Source organism: Stenotrophomonas sp. YJH_SMC_79 (assembly GCF_059367995.1).
The window spans coordinates 696,745-711,494 of the sequence record NZ_JCAFRK010000003.1 but is presented as its reverse complement, the minus strand read 5'-3'; the positions used below and the strand labels follow the sequence as shown (position 1 = coordinate 711,494).

13 protein-coding genes are annotated in these 14,750 nt (G+C 66.7%); 2 read left to right on the top strand and 11 right to left on the bottom strand.

Annotated features, from left to right (window positions below; genetic code table 11):
- Positions 1-123 precede the first annotated feature (123 nt).
- On the bottom strand, positions 124-507 hold the full coding sequence (locus AC5P57_RS14325; protein WP_049429380.1) for a BON domain-containing protein: 384 nt from the start codon (positions 505-507) through the stop codon (positions 124-126).
- Positions 508-677: 170 nt separating this feature from the next.
- Here AC5P57_RS14325 and AC5P57_RS14320 point away from each other — a divergent pair, with 170 nt between their 5' ends.
- Positions 678-1,721 (top strand): oxidoreductase, encoded by a 1,044-nt coding sequence (locus AC5P57_RS14320; protein WP_099551101.1) that lies wholly within the window; start codon positions 678-680, stop codon positions 1,719-1,721.
- A 155-nt stretch (positions 1,722-1,876) separates the two neighbouring features.
- Here AC5P57_RS14320 and gnd read toward each other — a convergent pair whose 3' ends face one another.
- The 7 genes from gnd to AC5P57_RS14285 all read right to left on the bottom strand — a co-directional run bounded on the left by gnd (position 1,877) and on the right by AC5P57_RS14285 (position 9,295).
- Positions 1,877-2,782: a phosphogluconate dehydrogenase (NAD(+)-dependent, decarboxylating) gene (gnd, locus tag AC5P57_RS14315; protein WP_014648435.1), complete on the bottom strand. Its 906-nt coding sequence runs from the start codon at positions 2,780-2,782 to the stop codon at positions 1,877-1,879.
- Between the two features lie 10 nt (positions 2,783-2,792).
- Positions 2,793-4,028 carry a hypothetical protein gene (locus tag AC5P57_RS14310; RefSeq protein ID WP_262235563.1) on the bottom strand — a complete coding sequence of 412 codons (1,236 nt, stop codon included), beginning with the start codon at positions 4,026-4,028 and terminating at the stop codon, positions 2,793-2,795.
- A gap of 17 nt (positions 4,029-4,045) precedes the next feature.
- Positions 4,046-4,636, bottom strand: a complete 591-nt coding sequence (locus tag AC5P57_RS14305) for a DUF2242 domain-containing protein (protein ID WP_262235364.1) — start codon at positions 4,634-4,636, stop codon at positions 4,046-4,048.
- Positions 4,637-4,877: 241 nt separating this feature from the next.
- Positions 4,878-7,055: a carboxy terminal-processing peptidase gene (locus AC5P57_RS14300; protein WP_262235365.1), complete on the bottom strand. Its 2,178-nt coding sequence runs from the start codon at positions 7,053-7,055 to the stop codon at positions 4,878-4,880.
- A gap of 234 nt (positions 7,056-7,289) precedes the next feature.
- The gene (gene lipA, locus AC5P57_RS14295; protein ID WP_099551097.1) at positions 7,290-8,300 is read right to left on the bottom strand and encodes a lipoyl synthase; all 1,011 of its coding nucleotides are present in this window, start codon (positions 8,298-8,300) and stop codon (positions 7,290-7,292) included.
- 18 nt (positions 8,301-8,318) lie between these two features.
- The gene (lipB, locus tag AC5P57_RS14290; RefSeq protein WP_262235366.1) at positions 8,319-9,029 is read right to left on the bottom strand and encodes a lipoyl(octanoyl) transferase LipB; all 711 of its coding nucleotides are present in this window, start codon (positions 9,027-9,029) and stop codon (positions 8,319-8,321) included.
- Positions 9,017-9,295: a YbeD family protein gene (locus AC5P57_RS14285; RefSeq protein ID WP_005411067.1), complete on the bottom strand. Its 279-nt coding sequence runs from the start codon at positions 9,293-9,295 to the stop codon at positions 9,017-9,019. The genes lipB and AC5P57_RS14285 overlap by 13 nt, the downstream gene beginning before the upstream one ends.
- Before the next feature lie 262 nt (positions 9,296-9,557).
- Here AC5P57_RS14285 and AC5P57_RS14280 point away from each other — a divergent pair, with 262 nt between their 5' ends.
- A complete protein-coding gene (locus AC5P57_RS14280; protein WP_099551095.1) occupies positions 9,558-10,631 on the top strand; it encodes a lipid A deacylase LpxR family protein in 1,074 nt (357 codons plus the stop codon).
- Positions 10,632-10,802: 171 nt separating this feature from the next.
- Here AC5P57_RS14280 and AC5P57_RS14275 read toward each other — a convergent pair whose 3' ends face one another.
- From AC5P57_RS14275 to mltB, 3 genes are all read right to left on the bottom strand, one after another.
- The gene (locus AC5P57_RS14275) at positions 10,803-12,023 is read right to left on the bottom strand and encodes a D-alanyl-D-alanine carboxypeptidase family protein (RefSeq protein ID WP_099551094.1); all 1,221 of its coding nucleotides are present in this window, start codon (positions 12,021-12,023) and stop codon (positions 10,803-10,805) included.
- 100 nt (positions 12,024-12,123) lie between these two features.
- Positions 12,124-13,401: a septal ring lytic transglycosylase RlpA family protein gene (locus AC5P57_RS14270; protein WP_099551093.1), complete on the bottom strand. Its 1,278-nt coding sequence runs from the start codon at positions 13,399-13,401 to the stop codon at positions 12,124-12,126.
- On the bottom strand, positions 13,398-14,543 hold the full coding sequence (gene mltB, locus AC5P57_RS14265) for a lytic murein transglycosylase B (RefSeq protein WP_495219639.1): 1,146 nt from the start codon (positions 14,541-14,543) through the stop codon (positions 13,398-13,400). Before mltB ends, AC5P57_RS14270 begins: the two co-directional genes overlap by 4 nt.
- Positions 14,544-14,750: the final 207 nt, after the last annotated feature.

Below are 14,750 nucleotides of genomic sequence, written 5' to 3'. Positions count from 1 at the left end.
TGAACGGGTTACGGAAACCCCACTGCAGAGCCGAGCCCACGCTCGGCTGTTACCCAAAGTCAGCCGAGCATGCGCTCGGCTCTACACGGCAGCGGGCGCCCCATGCCGGGGCGCCCACCGGGTTCAGCGCTTGGCCGCAGCGCTGACCTTCAATGCGGCAGCATCGACGCGGGTCACGCCCTTGATGCCCTTGGCGGTGGTGACCGCCTTGTCCTTCTCGGCCTGAGTGGCCACGGCACCGCTCAGGCTGACCACGCCGTTCACGGTTTCCACCTTGATCTCGGTACCCGGAACGTTGCTGCTGGCGAGCAGGTCGGCCTTCACCTTGGTGGTGATCCAGGTATCGGTCACCGGCTCGTTGGAATCGTGGCGATCAGCATGGGTCGCCGGATGCGCACTCGTCGGCGGGCTCTTTGCAGCCGGATCCTTGGCGAATGCGGCCGAGGAGGACAGCGCCAGGCCCAGCGTGAGGGCGGAGGCAATCAGCGTGCGGGTCGTATTGCTCATCGTGTCGTACTCCTTCGGAATGTGCTGCCAGTCTGGACAGACCGACGTAGAGCAGGCGTGGCGTTGCGGTCATGCCGCTGTGAATCGGGGCATCTGCAACGACAACCGTTCAGCTTTGGCTCGTGACCCCGCGTCGTTTACCCTGCCCTTCCCACTGCCGGAGCTCTGTCATGCGCCCCGACCTGCAACTGGCCCTGATCGGCTACGGCCTCGCCGGCCGTGTCTTCCACGCACCGCTGATCCAGCACACACCCGGCCTGGCGCTGCACAGCATCGTCAGTTCGCAGCGCGACACGTTGCTGCGCGCGTTCAGCGACGTGCACGCGCGTGCCACGCCGCAGGAGGTGTTCGACGATCCGGCCGTGGATGCCGTAGTAATCGCCACGCCGAATGAACAGCATGCGCCGCTGGCAATCGCGGCACTGGCTGCGGGCAAGCATGTGCTGGTCGACAAGCCGTTCGCGCTGGACGTGGCCGAAGCGGAAACGGTATTGGCTGCGGCACGCGATGCCGGACGCATCGCCACCGTGTTCCAGAACCGGCGCTTCGATGCCGACTTCCTTACACTGCAGGCGCTGCTTGCGGACGCGACGCTGGGCGACATTGCCGAGTGCCATGCGCACTTCGATCGCTACCGTCCACAGGTGCGCGACCGCTGGCGCGAACAGGACGGTCCCGGCAGTGGCCTGTGGTACGACCTCGGCCCGCACCTGCTGGACCAGATGCTGGTGCTGTTCGGCTGGCCCGAGGCGATCGATGCCGATCTGGCCGTGCAGCGCGATGGCGGCAGCGGCATCGACTACTTCCACGCCGTGCTGCACTACCCACGGCATCGCGCGATCGTGCATTCCGGTTCCCTGGTGGCAGCGCCCACACCGCACTTCAGCGTGCATGGCAGCAAGGCCAGCTGGATCAAACATGGCCTGGATGTGCAGGAAGCGCAGCTGCGCCGTGGTGCTGCACCCGGTGCGCCCGGCTGGGGCATCGACCCGCGGCATGGCGAGCTGGTGCGCTGTGATGCCGAGGACAACGTGCAGCGCAGCACCGTCGACAATCTGCCCGGTGACTACCGGCGGTTGTATGCGCAGTTCGCAGCGGCCATGCATGGCGACGGCGAAGCCACGGTCAGTCCGGTGCAGGCATTGCAGCTGATGCGGCTGCTGCAGGCAGGCATGGACAGTGCCCGCGAGGGGCGGCGAGTGCAGTTGGGTTGACCGGCAGGGCTGCGCCCTGCCCCCCGGTAGTGCCGGCCGCTGGCCGGCAACAGCAACAGCCGGCTATCCGCGGGATGGCAGAGTGGGTCCTGGTGGGTGTCGACCTTGGTCGACACGTAGATCCACGCCATGCGTGGATCTACGCCAATCGGTGCTTACGACTTCTTGATCGCGTGGCCGCCGAACTCGTTGCGCATCGCCGACAGCAGGCGGTCGGTGAACGAATTCGATTCGCGCGAACGCAGGCGTTCCAGCAGCGACAGGGTGATCACCGGCGCCGGTACGTCCAGTGCGATCGCTTCGGCCACGGTCCAGCGGCCTTCGCCGGAATCCTCCACGTACGGGGCGATGCCATCCAGCGACGGATTGCGCTTGAGCGCTTCGGTGCTCAGGTCCAGCAGCCACGAACGCACCACACTGCCGTGGCGCCAGACTTCGGCCACCTGGGCCAGGTCCAGTTCCATTTCCTGCTTGCGCTCCATCAGCGCGAAGCCTTCGGCGTAGGCCTGCATCATTCCGTACTCGATGCCGTTGTGGACCATCTTGGTGAAGTGGCCAGCGCCGGACGGGCCGACACGCCCCCAGCCACGGTCTTCGGCCGGTGCCAGCGTGCGCAGCAGCGGTGCGATCTGCTCCACCACCGATGCTTCGCCACCGACCATCAGGCTGTAGCCTTCCTGCAGGCCCCACACGCCACCGCTGGTGCCGCAGTCGACGTAGCCCAGGTCATCCTCGGCCAGCGCCTTGGCGCGGCGGATCGAATCCTGGTAGTTGGAGTTGCCGCCGTCGATGACGATGTCACCTTCGGCCAGGTGCGGGGTCAGCTGGCCCAGGGTCTGGTCGACGGTTTCGCCGGCCGGCACCATCAGCCACACCACGCGCGGCACCGGCAGCGCGGCAACTGCGGCGGCCAGCGAATCCACCACCTCCAGGCCGGCCTCGGCGGCGCGCTGGCGGGCACCTTCGCCCGGGTCGTAGCCGACCACGCGGTGGCCACCGCGATGCAGGCGCTGGGCCATGTTGGCGCCCATGCGGCCGAGGCCGATCATTGCAATATCCATTGTTTCACCTTCAGTTGGGGTCTAGGGTCAGGCTGCCTGGCCTGCCGGTAGCCGCGCAGTGGCGCAGCTGCGCCTCGCGCCAACGCCGGTAGAGCGTGGTATGCAGATTGTGCACTGCCAGGTCGATCGAAAACGGGGTTCGCGGGTTGCGGTCGAGCAGGCGGGCGATGTGGTAGCCGATGGGACGTATACCGCGCGGGTGCACATAGATCACGAACTGCTGGTAGAACGGATCGTCCAGCAGCTGGTCCATGCGTGCCAGCGTGGCGTGGTAGCGCGGTTCCAGCCGCGCGCGCAGGTACGGGTCGCGTTCGAACAGCAGGCGCTCGAAGTAGCGCTGGCCAACACGCGGGATGTCCCGCGCAAGTTTCCACAACTCGGCATTGCGCTGGTCATACCAGGCCAGGCCGCCGTGCAGCGCCAGGGCCTGCGCAGCGTCTCCGCCCACTGAAACCACGACGAAGTTCTCGGCCTGGTTGCTCAGATCATCCAGCGTGCTCTTGTCATACACGTGCTCGATGAAGCCGGGCGCGCCGACGAAGGCCTGGCGCCCCATCGCCGACGTGCGCACTGCCTTGCCATCGGCAAGGAAATCACCTGCATGCGCGCCGAGCAGGATGCTGTCGGTAACGTGCAACGCAAGGAAGGTGCCGATCGACAGTTCGCCTGCGGCAAATTCAGCATCGAATGCCGTGTCGCCATACAGTTCGCGCTGGGTGGCCAATTGAGCGACCTGACGACCGACTCCGCATTCGGCGCGCACATTGCCGCTGTAGAACGCCTGCAGCGCCTGGCTGTTGCCCGCAGTGGGCACGAAACCGCGGCCGAAGCTTCGCGTGCGCTGCCAGCCTTGCGCCTGTGCGCCGTGCAGGCCGAAGCCGATCCAACCGAGCTGCAGGCCAGAGAAACGGAATCCTGGGTTGCCCTGCAGTGCAGTAGCGGCACGTTGCGTGGCTGCACCCAGCTCGAAGGCATAGGCGCAGACGGTTGCCGGATCGTCCAGCACCTGCTGCAGCAACGCCTTGCGCGCTGCAGCCGGCATGTCCGCTGGCCATTGCACGCGCAGATCGCCCGCCGCGTGCGCCCCGGCCAGCGACGCGCGCGTGCATACCGGGCCACCGTGCACCTGCGGTGCACCAATCGCACGCACTTCGAAGCGCCATCCCAACCGCTGCAGCAGGCCTTCCGTACAGTCCAGCGGCGCGGCAGTCACGCCCAGCGCGGGCAGCAGCAGGGCCACGCCCATCCATCTGCCGCGCACGATCAACCCTGGTCCGTGCTGGCCGGTGCCGGCTCCAGGGGTGTGGCCGCGGGCGGCACGTGCTTGCCTGCCTCCGCCGGAAGGTACTGTTGCAGGCGCTGGAAGAAGCGACGATAGAACTCGGCATCGGTGACCGTGCTGCTGGCCACCTTCACCAGCGAGTCGTCATTGCTGCCGAACGGCAGCGATACAGATCCGAGCGCGCCGACACCGACACTGGCCGAGGTCGGACTCTTCTTCAACGCATAGCGGTCCTGCACGGCACTGACGAACACCAGTGTCTGGTTCCCCCGCGGTGCGCAGGAAATACGCAGCACCAGCTGCTCGTGATCGTCTTCACGCGGCTGGAAATTCTTGCTGCCTTCCACCTGCGCCGCGTCGGAACGGGCGATGGCATAGCCCTGGCTGAGCAGGGTGCGCCGCGCAGCCTCGCACGCATCCCCCGGGCGACCATCGACGGTGCGCGAGAAGGTATCGCCGGAATCGAAGGATTCGCGCAACAGGGTACTGTCGGCGGCACGGCCACCACAGGCCGACAGGATCAGGGCGCCGGAGAGCGCCACGGCAACGCTGGAAAGACGGGAGGCCCGCATGGGTACTCCTGCGAGGACGGTACCGGCAAGGGTAGTCCCGCAGTCGTGTGCGGCAGGTCGAAACCGGCATGACCGGGCCACCCCGTTGCTGCCGGTTCATGCACGTAAAAGGGGACGGAGGGGATTAAGTCGTTTGTGGCACTTCGCTCGCCGGGCATGGCCCGGCGCTACCGTGAACGAGGTCCCCAAACAGAAAGGGGCCGGCAATGCCGGCCCCTCCGTTTCACATGTCGCTACCGGCTCAGTCCGCCCAGCGACCGGCGCCGGTCGACTGCGGCAGCACCTGCGCCGACAGCGGGCGGTCATTGGCCAGCAGGTTCACCGCATCGGCCAGGATCGAGGCCGACTCGCGCAGCAGCGGGTCAGGACGCTTCTCGGCAGCCTTCTCGCGGGCGGCATCCTTGACGATGTCGCGCTCGTTGCCGGTCAGGCCGTCGTCGTTGCTGTCATCGGCCAGCGGGTCCAGGGCCAGGCCAAGTTCCTTGCGCATCGCCTGGCGCTCCTTGCGCTGGGTGTCCTGGCGCTCACGCTCGGCGCGGCGGGTGGCCTCGTTCAGCGAGATGTACTTCTTCGCGGCCTCGGTGCGGAACTGCTCCACGTCCTCGTTCCACCACTGGAATTCCTTGTCGGCGGCAATGCGCGCGTCATGGCGGGTTTCCAGCTTCGGCAGCAGCGGCGCGAAGTTGCCGTACTGGGTGTGCGGTACGGCGGCGATGCGGGTCCACGGCAGTGCGTTGTCGTAGGTGCTTTCACCGAATTCGGTGGCATCGACGCTGGCCGGGAAGGCCAGGTCCGGCACCACACCCTTGTGCTGGGTGCTGCTGCCGCTGATGCGGAAGAACTGGGCGATGGTCAGCTTGACCTGGCCGAAGCGCTGGGTCTCGCCACTCGGCCAACGGTCCAGATCGACGATGTTCTGCACGGTGCCCTTGCCGAAGCTGGTCTCACCGATCACCAGGCCACGACCGTAGTCCTGGATGGCACCGGCGAAGATTTCCGAAGCCGAAGCCGAACCGCGGTTGATCAGCACCGCCAGCGGGCCATCCCATGCCACGCCCTGGTTGCGGTCGCTGTTGACGGTGACGCGGCCACCGGACTCGCGCACCTGCACCACCGGGCCCTGCTCGATGAACAGGCCGGTCAATTCAATGGCTTCATCCAGCGAACCACCGCCGTTGTTGCGCAGATCCAGCACCACGCCGTCCAGCTTGTCGTTCTTGAACCCAGCCAGCAGCTTGGCCACGTCGCGGGTGGCCGAGGCGTAGTCGGCCGCATTGCGGCGACGGCCTTCGAAGTCCTGGTAGAAGGTCGGCAGCTTGATCACGCCGACCTTGCGTGCCGGCTCGCCGTTGGCGGCCGGAATGGTCATGGTCTCGCCCTTGGCGGCCTGCTCGGCCAGGCGCACCTTCTGGCGGGTCAGCACCAGGGTGTGGTGCTTGCCGTCGGCACCTTCGGCAGCCGGAATGAATTCCAGCTTGACCTGGGTGTCCTTGGCGCCACGGATCTTGGCCACGACATCGTCGATACGCCAGCCGATCACGTCCTCGACCAGGCCGGACTTGCCCTGGCCGACGCCGACGATACGGTCACCCGGCTTCAGCGTGCCATCCACCGCGGCCGGGCCACCGGCGATGATCTCGCGGATCACCACCACGTCGTCCTGGCGCTGCAGCTGCGCACCGATGCCTTCCAGCGACAGCGACATCGCCTGGTTGAAGTTCTCGGCAGTGCGCGGGGTGAAGTAATCCGTGTGCGGATCAACCGCGCTGGTGTACGAATTCATGAAGAACTGGAAGACGTCTTCGCCCTTCAGCTCGTTGACCGACTTCTCCAGCGTTGCATAGCGCTTGTCCAGCGTCTTACGGATGTCGTCCGGCTTCTTGCCGGCTAGCTTCAGGCGCAGCCAGTCGTTCTTCACCGACTTGCGCCACAGCTCATCCAGTTCGGCGCTGCTGGCCGCCCACGGCACCTTCTTGCGGTCGTACTCGAAGCGCTCGTCGGTGGTGAAATCCGGCTCCTGCTTGAGCAGCTTGCGCGCATAGGCCACGCGCTCGCCGACGCGCTGCTTGTAGACCGCGAACACCTGGAACGCCGGCTCCAGCTCGCCGCCACGGATGGCCGAGGAGATGTTGGCTTCGAACGGCGCGAAGCGCGCCACGTCGGCCTGGGTGAAGTACTGCTTGCCGCCGTCCAGCGTCTCCAGGTAGCGCTTGAACACGTCCTTGGAGGTGGCCTCGTCCAACGCGCGCGGGCGGTAGGCGTAGCGGCTGTCGGACAGCAGGCCGTAGACCAGCTTGGAGGTGGTCACCTGATCGGCGGTTGCCGCGGCGGGCAATGCCAGCGAGTCGGCCTTGGCCGCCAGCGCCAGCGGCGCGACCAGCGCCAGGGCCATCAGGAATGCGGGGGCTTTGAATTTCATTGACGTGCTCGAAGGCGCCTTGCCAAGGGGGAGACTGCGGGGTGTTAAGACACCACGACAGTGCCGAAAGTTGCCGGGTTTGTCACCCGGCCGCGCTCGGTGGAAAACCAGCCTAGCCGGGCCGGTGTAGCAAATTGTGAATGCAGGCGAAGGCGTGCGGACCAACGGTCCGCACCCACCATGCTGGTGGTGGCACCCATTGGCAGCGCCGGGCCGTGGCCCGGCGGCAACCGCTTACCGGACGCCGGCGCCCTTGGCCTGCACGTCGGCGTGGTACGACGAGCGCACCATCGGGCCGGAGGCCACGTGGCTGAAGCCCAGCTCGTAGCCGTAGTCTTCCAGCGCCTTGTAGTCCTCGGGGGTCCAGTACTTCAGTACCGGGTGGTGGTGCGCGGTCGGCTGCAGGTACTGGCCGATGGTGATCATGTCCACGTCGTGCGCGCGCAGGTCGCGCATGGTGGCCTTGATCTGTTCGAACTCTTCGCCCAGGCCCAGCATGATGCCGCTCTTGGTCGGCACGTCCGGGTGCTGTGCCTTGAAGTTCTTCAGCAGGTTCAGCGACCACTGGTAGTCCGCACCCGGGCGCACATTGCGATACAGGTCCGGCACGGTCTCGATGTTGTGGTTGAACACATCCGGCGGGTTCTGGGCCAGGATCTCCAGCGCGCGCTCCATGCGGCCCTTGCCACGGAAGTCCGGGGTCAGCACCTCGATGCGGGTGCCCGGCGATTTCTCGCGGATGGCAGTGATGCAGTCGACGAAGTGCTGGGCACCACCGTCGCGCAGGTCATCGCGGTCGACGCTGGTCACCACCACGTACTTCAGGCCCATGTCGGCCACGGTCTGGCCGAGGCTGGCCGGCTCGTTGGCATCCGGGGGCTTCGGGCGGCCGTGGGCCACGTCGCAGAACGAGCAGCGGCGGGTGCAGACCTCGCCCAGGATCATGAAGGTGGCGGTGCCGTGGCCGAAGCACTCGTGGATGTTCGGGCAGCTGGCTTCCTCGCACACGGTCACCAGGCGGTTTTCGCGCAGCTTGGCCTTCAGGTTCTGCACGGCATTGCCCGAAGGAATGCGCACGCGGATCCAGGACGGCTTGCGCAGCACCGGCGCGTCGGCGAACTGCACCGGCGAGCGGTTGATCTTGTCACCGCCCAGCTGCTTGACCCCGGCCTGCAAGGGCGCGGCGGACGGGGAGTCGCCCTGCACGATCTGCAGGGGAATGGAACGGGCGGTGGTTTCAGTCATGGCAGTTCCGGGGGGCGGTCAGGCGGCCGCAGAAAGATCGGGCAGTTCGGGGGTGTGCTGCAGCAGCAGGCCGAACTGACGGGCCAGGTGGTCCAGCAGCACCGGCTTGACGGCCTCCATCCCGGAGGGGCCACCCAAGTCTACCACCGAGGTCACCTGCAACCCCTGGTAGCCACAGGGGTTGATGCGGTGGAAGGGCTCCAGGTCCATGGCCACATTGAAGGCCAGGCCATGGAAGGTGCAGCCGCGACGCACGCGGATGCCGAGTGCAGCGATCTTGGCGCCACCGACGTAGACGCCCGGGGCGCCCTCGCGGCGTTCGGCGCCGATGTTCCACTCGCCCAGCGTATCGATGATGGCCTGTTCGATGCGGCACACGTAGTCGCGCACGCCGATGCCCAGCCGCGGCAGGCGCAGCAACGGGTAGACCACGATCTGGCCGGGACCGTGATAGGTCACCTGGCCGCCACGGTCCACATGCAGCACCGGGATATCGCCCGGCGCCAGCACATGCTCGTCCTTGCCGGCCTGGCCCAGGGTGAACACCGGGGCGTGCTCGACCACCCACAGTTCGTCGGCATCGGTGTCGCTGCGCTGGTCGGTGAAGCGCTGCATGGCGCGCCACACCGGCTCGTACGCCTGGCGGCCGAGGTCACGGACCACCGCCGGACGCGGGGCACGGTCTTCCGGGGCGGCGTCGGCCGGGCAGCTGTCGGCTACAGCGTCCACTTCACTTCCGGGTGGTCGCGCAGCGCCTGATGCGCCAGGTCGTACTGTTCGCGGCTCTCGGCCTTGAACACGATGCGGACGGACACGTACTTGCCGTTGGAGGAATGCTTCCAGCTGATGCGTTCATTGACGACATCGATGCCGGCAGCCAGCAGCAGGCGGGGGAGCTCATGTTCCAGGCCGCGGTTGGCCGGGCCCATGGCGCTGAGCTCGAACTGGCCGGGGAACTGGAAGCCGTGGTCGGGGTTGTCGGACTTGATTTCCATGGACCCATTATCGGGCCGCAGGGCAACAAACCCAAGAGTATTCATCAACGTCAAACAGTGCACCGGTGAGTCGCTGCGTTGCAGCTGAACGACCGTTCAGCATTGGCCGTTACCCCATGGGGCGCCGCAGGACAGTGCAGGATTGTCTTCACGAGACAATGTCGTTTTCGGAACAGACAAGTGATTCGAACGCGCTCGTTCCATCACGTTCGCGCGAGTACCGTGTCGCAGCATATAACGACAGACAGAAAAAACTTCTCCCATGAGCCCCCCCTCCCAACGCCGCCTTGCAGCCCTCGGGCTGTCCGGCCTGCTGGCTGCTGCCCTCCCCCTCGCCGTCCAGGCGGCCGAACAATGTGGCCCGGACGCGATGCGCGACCACCCGCCGCAGGTCAATTTCCGCGTCGACAATGACCTGTTCGGCGGCCGCCACCAGGACCAGGGCTACACCAATGGTGCACTGTTGACCCTGGTCTCGCCCAATCTGGTCGATTACACCGACGACCCCTGCCTGCCACGCATGGCGCGCTGGGTGAACCAGTACCTGGAAGGGCTGCATCCGGGCAAGTTCGAACAGCAGAACATGATCTTCAGCATCGGCCAGGGCATCTTCACCCCGACCGATTTCAGCCGCAGGGACCTGATCGAGGACGATCGTCCTTACGCCGGCGTACTGATCGCAAACTTCGGTTTCAATGCGCGCAGCGGCGACCGCCTGCAGACCACCCAGCTGACGCTGGGCGTGGTTGGCCCGTGGGCACAGGGCAAGCAGGTGCAGAATGCCGTGCACGAAGTGCTGGGCGACGAGAAATTCAAGGGCTGGGACAACCAGCTGCACAACGAGCCCCTGTTCATGCTGACCCATGAGCGCATGCGCCGCTGGCCGGGCGATGCCAGCGTCAATGCCGATGGTTGGGGTTGGGACGCGATCAGCCACTACGGTGGATCGATCGGCAACCTGGAAACCAAGGCCAACCTCGGCGGTGAAGTGCGCTTCGGCTGGAAGCTGCCGGACGACTTCGGCAGCACGCCGTTGCGCCCGGCCGGCGAGAACACTGCGCCGACCCGCGGCGGCCGTCCCAATGGCTGGTCCTGGCACCTGTTCGCGACCTCGGACGCTGCCTGGGTGATCCGCGACATCACGCTGGATGGCAACACGTTCCGCAACAGCCACAGCGTGGACAAGCGCCATGTGGTGGCCTACGGCGGCTACGGCGTGGCCGTGATGTACGGACGCTGGAAGTTCGCCGCGGCGCGTTACCACAGCACGCGCGAGTTCAACGGCCAGCGCGAAGCACCGGTGTTCGGCAGCTTCACCATCAGCCGATCGCTGTAAGCGAGGGGGTGATGGGTAGTGCCGGCCGCTGGCCGGCTGCAGGCACATCCGTATGGGTCGATGGGGAGCCGGCCAGCGGTCGGCACTACCCGCATCCGCACGGAGCCAGCATCCAGAAACGAAAAAGGCCGGCATGCGCCGGCCTTTTCGTTCACCACGCGGGGGCGTGGATCATTCCGATTCCCACCACATCCAGAAGCTGTCCCACAGGCGCTTGAAGAAGCCGGCCTGTTCAACGGCAGCCACCGCCACCAGCGGTGCCTCGGCGATGACCTTGCCATCCAGGGTGACCTTCACGGTGCCGATCTGCTGGCCAGCGGTGAACGGTGCTTCCAGGGTCTTGGGCACGTCGATGCTCGGCTTCAGGTCGTTGTAGCGGCCGCGCGGCACGCTCACCAGCATCGGCTGGGCCACGCCCAGCTGCACCTTGTCGGTGGTGCCCTTCCAGACCTTGTGCTCGGCCACGGCCTTGCCCGGCTCGTACAGGCGGTGGGTCTCGAAGAAGCGGAAGCCCCAGTTCAGCAGGGCCAGGCTGTCATCGGCACGCTGCTTTTCCGACTGGCCGCCCAGCACCACGGCCACCAGACGCTGGTCACCACGCTGGGCCGAGCTCATCAGGCAGTAACCGGCTTCCGAGGTGTGACCGGTCTTGATGCCGTCCACGCTGCCATCGCGCCACAGCAGCAGGTTGCGGTTCGGCTGCTTGATGTTGCCGACCTGGAATTCCTTGATCTTGTTGTACGCGTAGGTTTCCGGGTAATCGCGCACCATCGCGCGGCCCAGCAGTGCCAGATCGTAGGCGCTGCTGTGGTGACCCGGAGCGGTCAGGCCATGGGCGTTCACGAAGTGCGAATTCTTCATGCCGATCTTGGCGGCATAGCTGTTCATCAGCGAAGCAAAGGCTTCCTCGCTGCCAGCCACGTGTTCGGCCAGGGCGATCGCGGCGTCATTGCCGGACTGGATCGCCATGCCCTTTTCCATGTCTTCCAGGCGCGCGGTCTGGTTGACCGGGAAGCCGCTGTAGCTGCCATCGGTACCCGCGCCGCCTTCGCGCCAGGCGCGCTCGCTCATCATCACCTGGTCATCCGCACGGACCTTGCCGTTCTTGACCTCGGCGGCGATCACGTAGGACGTCATCACCTTGGTGATGCTGGCCGGAGCCAGCTGTTCGTTGATGTTTTCACCGGCCAGCACCTGGCCGGTGGCGTAATCCATCAGCACCCAGGCCTTGGACACGCTCGGCGCCGGGGCCGGCGGAGTGGCGACGGTGGCCGGGGCGGCAGCGGCGGCGGCGGGCGCCGGCGTGGCCGGAGTCGGCAGCGGCGTCTGGGCGGAAGCCAGGCCCACCACCAGGGTGGCGGCCAGGGCGGTGGCGGCGGAACGGAAATTCATTGGACAGCAGGCTCCAGGGGACGGCCGGGAATGGAGGGTGGAACGTAACGGCCATTGTAAGGCCGGGGGAGCATGGGCCGGCAGCACCGGCCCGGGCGGATCAATCCTTGACGATCTGCGGCGAACCCAGGCCAAGACCGGCGATGCGACCGACAAGTTCCGCAGCACTGGCATGGTCGCTGGCAGGAACGCGCAGGCGGAACAGGGTACGGCCACCGGCGGCGATGTCACTGATGGTCGCGCCGACGATGCCGGCGGCACTGAGCTGGCCCATCGCGCGGTTGGCGTTGTCGCGGTTGGAGAAGCTGGCGACCTGCACCATCACCGCGCCCACCACCTGCTGCGACAGGCTGGGTGCGGCTGGCGTGGTCGATGCGCTGCGCACCGGTGCCGGCGCCACCGCGCGCGGAGTGGTGCTGGCCACGACAACCGGAGCGGGCACCGTGCTGCGTGCCAGCGGCGCGCTCGGTGGCAGGCTGCTGACCGCCACGTCCGGCAGCGTGCTGGCCACGCCCTGGGTGGTGGCCGGCTGGCCACGCGCAGGCATGCTGTCGCCCGGCAGGCGCTTGACCAGGCGATCGATGTCGCTGTCGGCGGTGGCGCGTGCGGCTGGCGTCGGGCGCGCACTGGCCACGGCTGCTGCGGCTGCTGCTTCGGCGGCACGACGCTCGCGGCGCGACGGCTTCTGCGCCAGCAGGTTGCCCTCACCCGGCTGCAGCGCGCGTACTTCCACGTTGCCGGTGCCACGCTGGGTGATGCCCAGGCGCACAGCGGCGGCATAGCTGAGATCGACCACGCGGCCATCATGGAACGGACCGCGATCGTTGACGCGCACGATCACCGACTCGCCGTTGTCCAGGTTGGTCACGCGGGCGAAGCTGGGCAGCGGCAGCGTCTTGTGCGCAGCGGTGAACTGATACATGTCGTAGACCTCGCGGTTGGAGGTCAGGCGGCCATGGAACTTGGCGCCGTAGTACGACGCGGTGCCGCGCTCGACATAGTTGCGGGTGTCGTCAAGCACTTTGTACGACTTGCCCAGCACCACGTACGGCGTCTTGTTGCCGATCGCCGAGCGTTCTTCGGCGGTCACTTCCGGTTCGGGGATGCAGGCCACGTTCGGAATGTAGTCTGGCGTGCTGTCACGCACGCCCGGCTTGTACAGGCCACCGGCGGTGTAGTTGCCGCGGGTACTCAGGTCTTCCTTGGCCGCCGCGTAGGGCGAGCCTTCCGGACAGTGTGCCGGCCGCGAGCCGCGCCCCTGCACCAGGGTGCCGCCCGACTTGCCACCATGGCCGGCCGTGGCCGGCTTCTTCGGCGCGCTGCTGCAGGCAGCCAGCGCGAGGACGATCAAGCCTGGGACCAGCCATCTGATGTTCATGCCGGGGGCAGCTCCTGTCCGGCGATGGCCTGGGACAACTGGAACACGGCCATCGCGTACATCTTCGAGAGGTTGTAGCGGGTGATCGCGTAGTAGTTCTGGAAGCCCAGCCAGTACTGCTTGCCGGTGCTGCCTTCAAGCGTGATCGGCGTAGCCGTGGCGCCCGGCTGCACTGCAGCGCTGGGCTGGTAGCCGCGCTGCGCCAGGTCGGCCAGCGACCAGGTCGGCATCCATTCGGTCGGATTGAATTCCTCGCGCCCCGGCGCCAGCGTGGCCGGCACCGCCACCTGTCCGCCGCGCACCCAGCCGCCCTTCTTCACGATGTAGTTGGCGATGGACGAGAACACATCGTCGTAGCTGGTGAACAGGTCGCGACGGCCATCGCCGTTGCCGTCCACCGCGTAATCAAGATAGCTGGACGGCATGAACTGGCCCATGCCCATCGCACCGGCATAACTGCCCTTGAGCGTGGTGATGTCCAGGTTTTCTTCGCGGCCCAGCTCGAACAGCTTGGCCAGTTCGTCGCGGAAGAACAGCTCGCGGCGCACTTCGCGTTCCAGCTTGGCCGGGTCGCCGCTGCGCGGGTAGTAGAACGCCAGCGTGTACAGCGCATCGAGCACGCGATGGCTGCCGGCATTCTTTCCGTAGCTGGTTTCCACGCCGATGATCGCCACGATCACTTCGGCCGGCACGCCGGTGCGCTGCTGCACGCGATCCAGTTCGGCGCGATGCTGGGCCAGGAACGCGCGGCCGCCATCGATGCGGGCCTTGCTGATGAACATCGGCCGGTATTCGTTCCACGGCTTGACCCGTTCGGCCGGGCGCGACATCGCGGCGATGATCGGCTGGCGCACCTGCGCCTGGTCGAGCACGCTGCTGATCTGCTCCGGCTTCAGGCCATAGCGCTTGGCGGTATCGGCAATGAAGCGGGCCCGCGCGACCTCGAACGGCACCGGTGTGAGATCGACCGGCGGTGCGGTGGCAGCGGCGGCTTCGGGCGCGGCCTCGGCCGGGCCATGGGCCTTGGCGGCGGGCTGGCGCGGCGTACTGCTGGCCTGGGGCGAAGACGGTGGGGACTTCGGCTGGGTCGCGCAGGCGACCAGGCCGAGGGTGAGCATGCAGGCCAGAGTGCGTCGAATCATCGTCGCAGGTTAGCAGGTCATGGATGAATTAAAACCCCTAACACCATGAATCACAACGATTTGCCCGCGTTCAGCGGGAAATGTGAAGACGTCGTGATCGCACTTCCCCATTCAGATAGAGGTTGCCGGTTGCGTCCCCATCCCCGCAGACGCAACCGGCGACCGGATCCGGTCGGTACCCGCGCGGCTGCCGCTCCCCAGTGGCAG

Coding starts and splice junctions, on each gene's coding strand:
- AC5P57_RS14320 (WP_099551101.1), top strand. CDS start 678: ATGCGCCCCGACCTGCAACTGGCCCTGATCGGCTACGGCCTCGCCGGC.
- mltB (WP_495219639.1), bottom strand. CDS start 14,543: ATGATTCGACGCACTCTGGCCTGCATGCTCACCCTCGGCCTGGTCGCC.
- AC5P57_RS14270 (WP_099551093.1), bottom strand. CDS start 13,401: ATGAACATCAGATGGCTGGTCCCAGGCTTGATCGTCCTCGCGCTGGCT.
- AC5P57_RS14280 (WP_099551095.1), top strand. CDS start 9,558: ATGAGCCCCCCCTCCCAACGCCGCCTTGCAGCCCTCGGGCTGTCCGGC.
- AC5P57_RS14285 (WP_005411067.1), bottom strand. CDS start 9,295: ATGGAAATCAAGTCCGACAACCCCGACCACGGCTTCCAGTTCCCCGGC.
- AC5P57_RS14275 (WP_099551094.1), bottom strand. CDS start 12,023: ATGAATTTCCGTTCCGCCGCCACCGCCCTGGCCGCCACCCTGGTGGTG.
- AC5P57_RS14310 (WP_262235563.1), bottom strand. CDS start 4,028: ATGGGCGTGGCCCTGCTGCTGCCCGCGCTGGGCGTGACTGCCGCGCCG.
- lipA (WP_099551097.1), bottom strand. CDS start 8,300: ATGACTGAAACCACCGCCCGTTCCATTCCCCTGCAGATCGTGCAGGGC.
- AC5P57_RS14305 (WP_262235364.1), bottom strand. CDS start 4,636: ATGCGGGCCTCCCGTCTTTCCAGCGTTGCCGTGGCGCTCTCCGGCGCC.
- AC5P57_RS14300 (WP_262235365.1), bottom strand. CDS start 7,055: ATGAAATTCAAAGCCCCCGCATTCCTGATGGCCCTGGCGCTGGTCGCG.
- gnd (WP_014648435.1), bottom strand. CDS start 2,782: ATGGATATTGCAATGATCGGCCTCGGCCGCATGGGCGCCAACATGGCC.
- AC5P57_RS14325 (WP_049429380.1), bottom strand. CDS start 507: ATGAGCAATACGACCCGCACGCTGATTGCCTCCGCCCTCACGCTGGGC.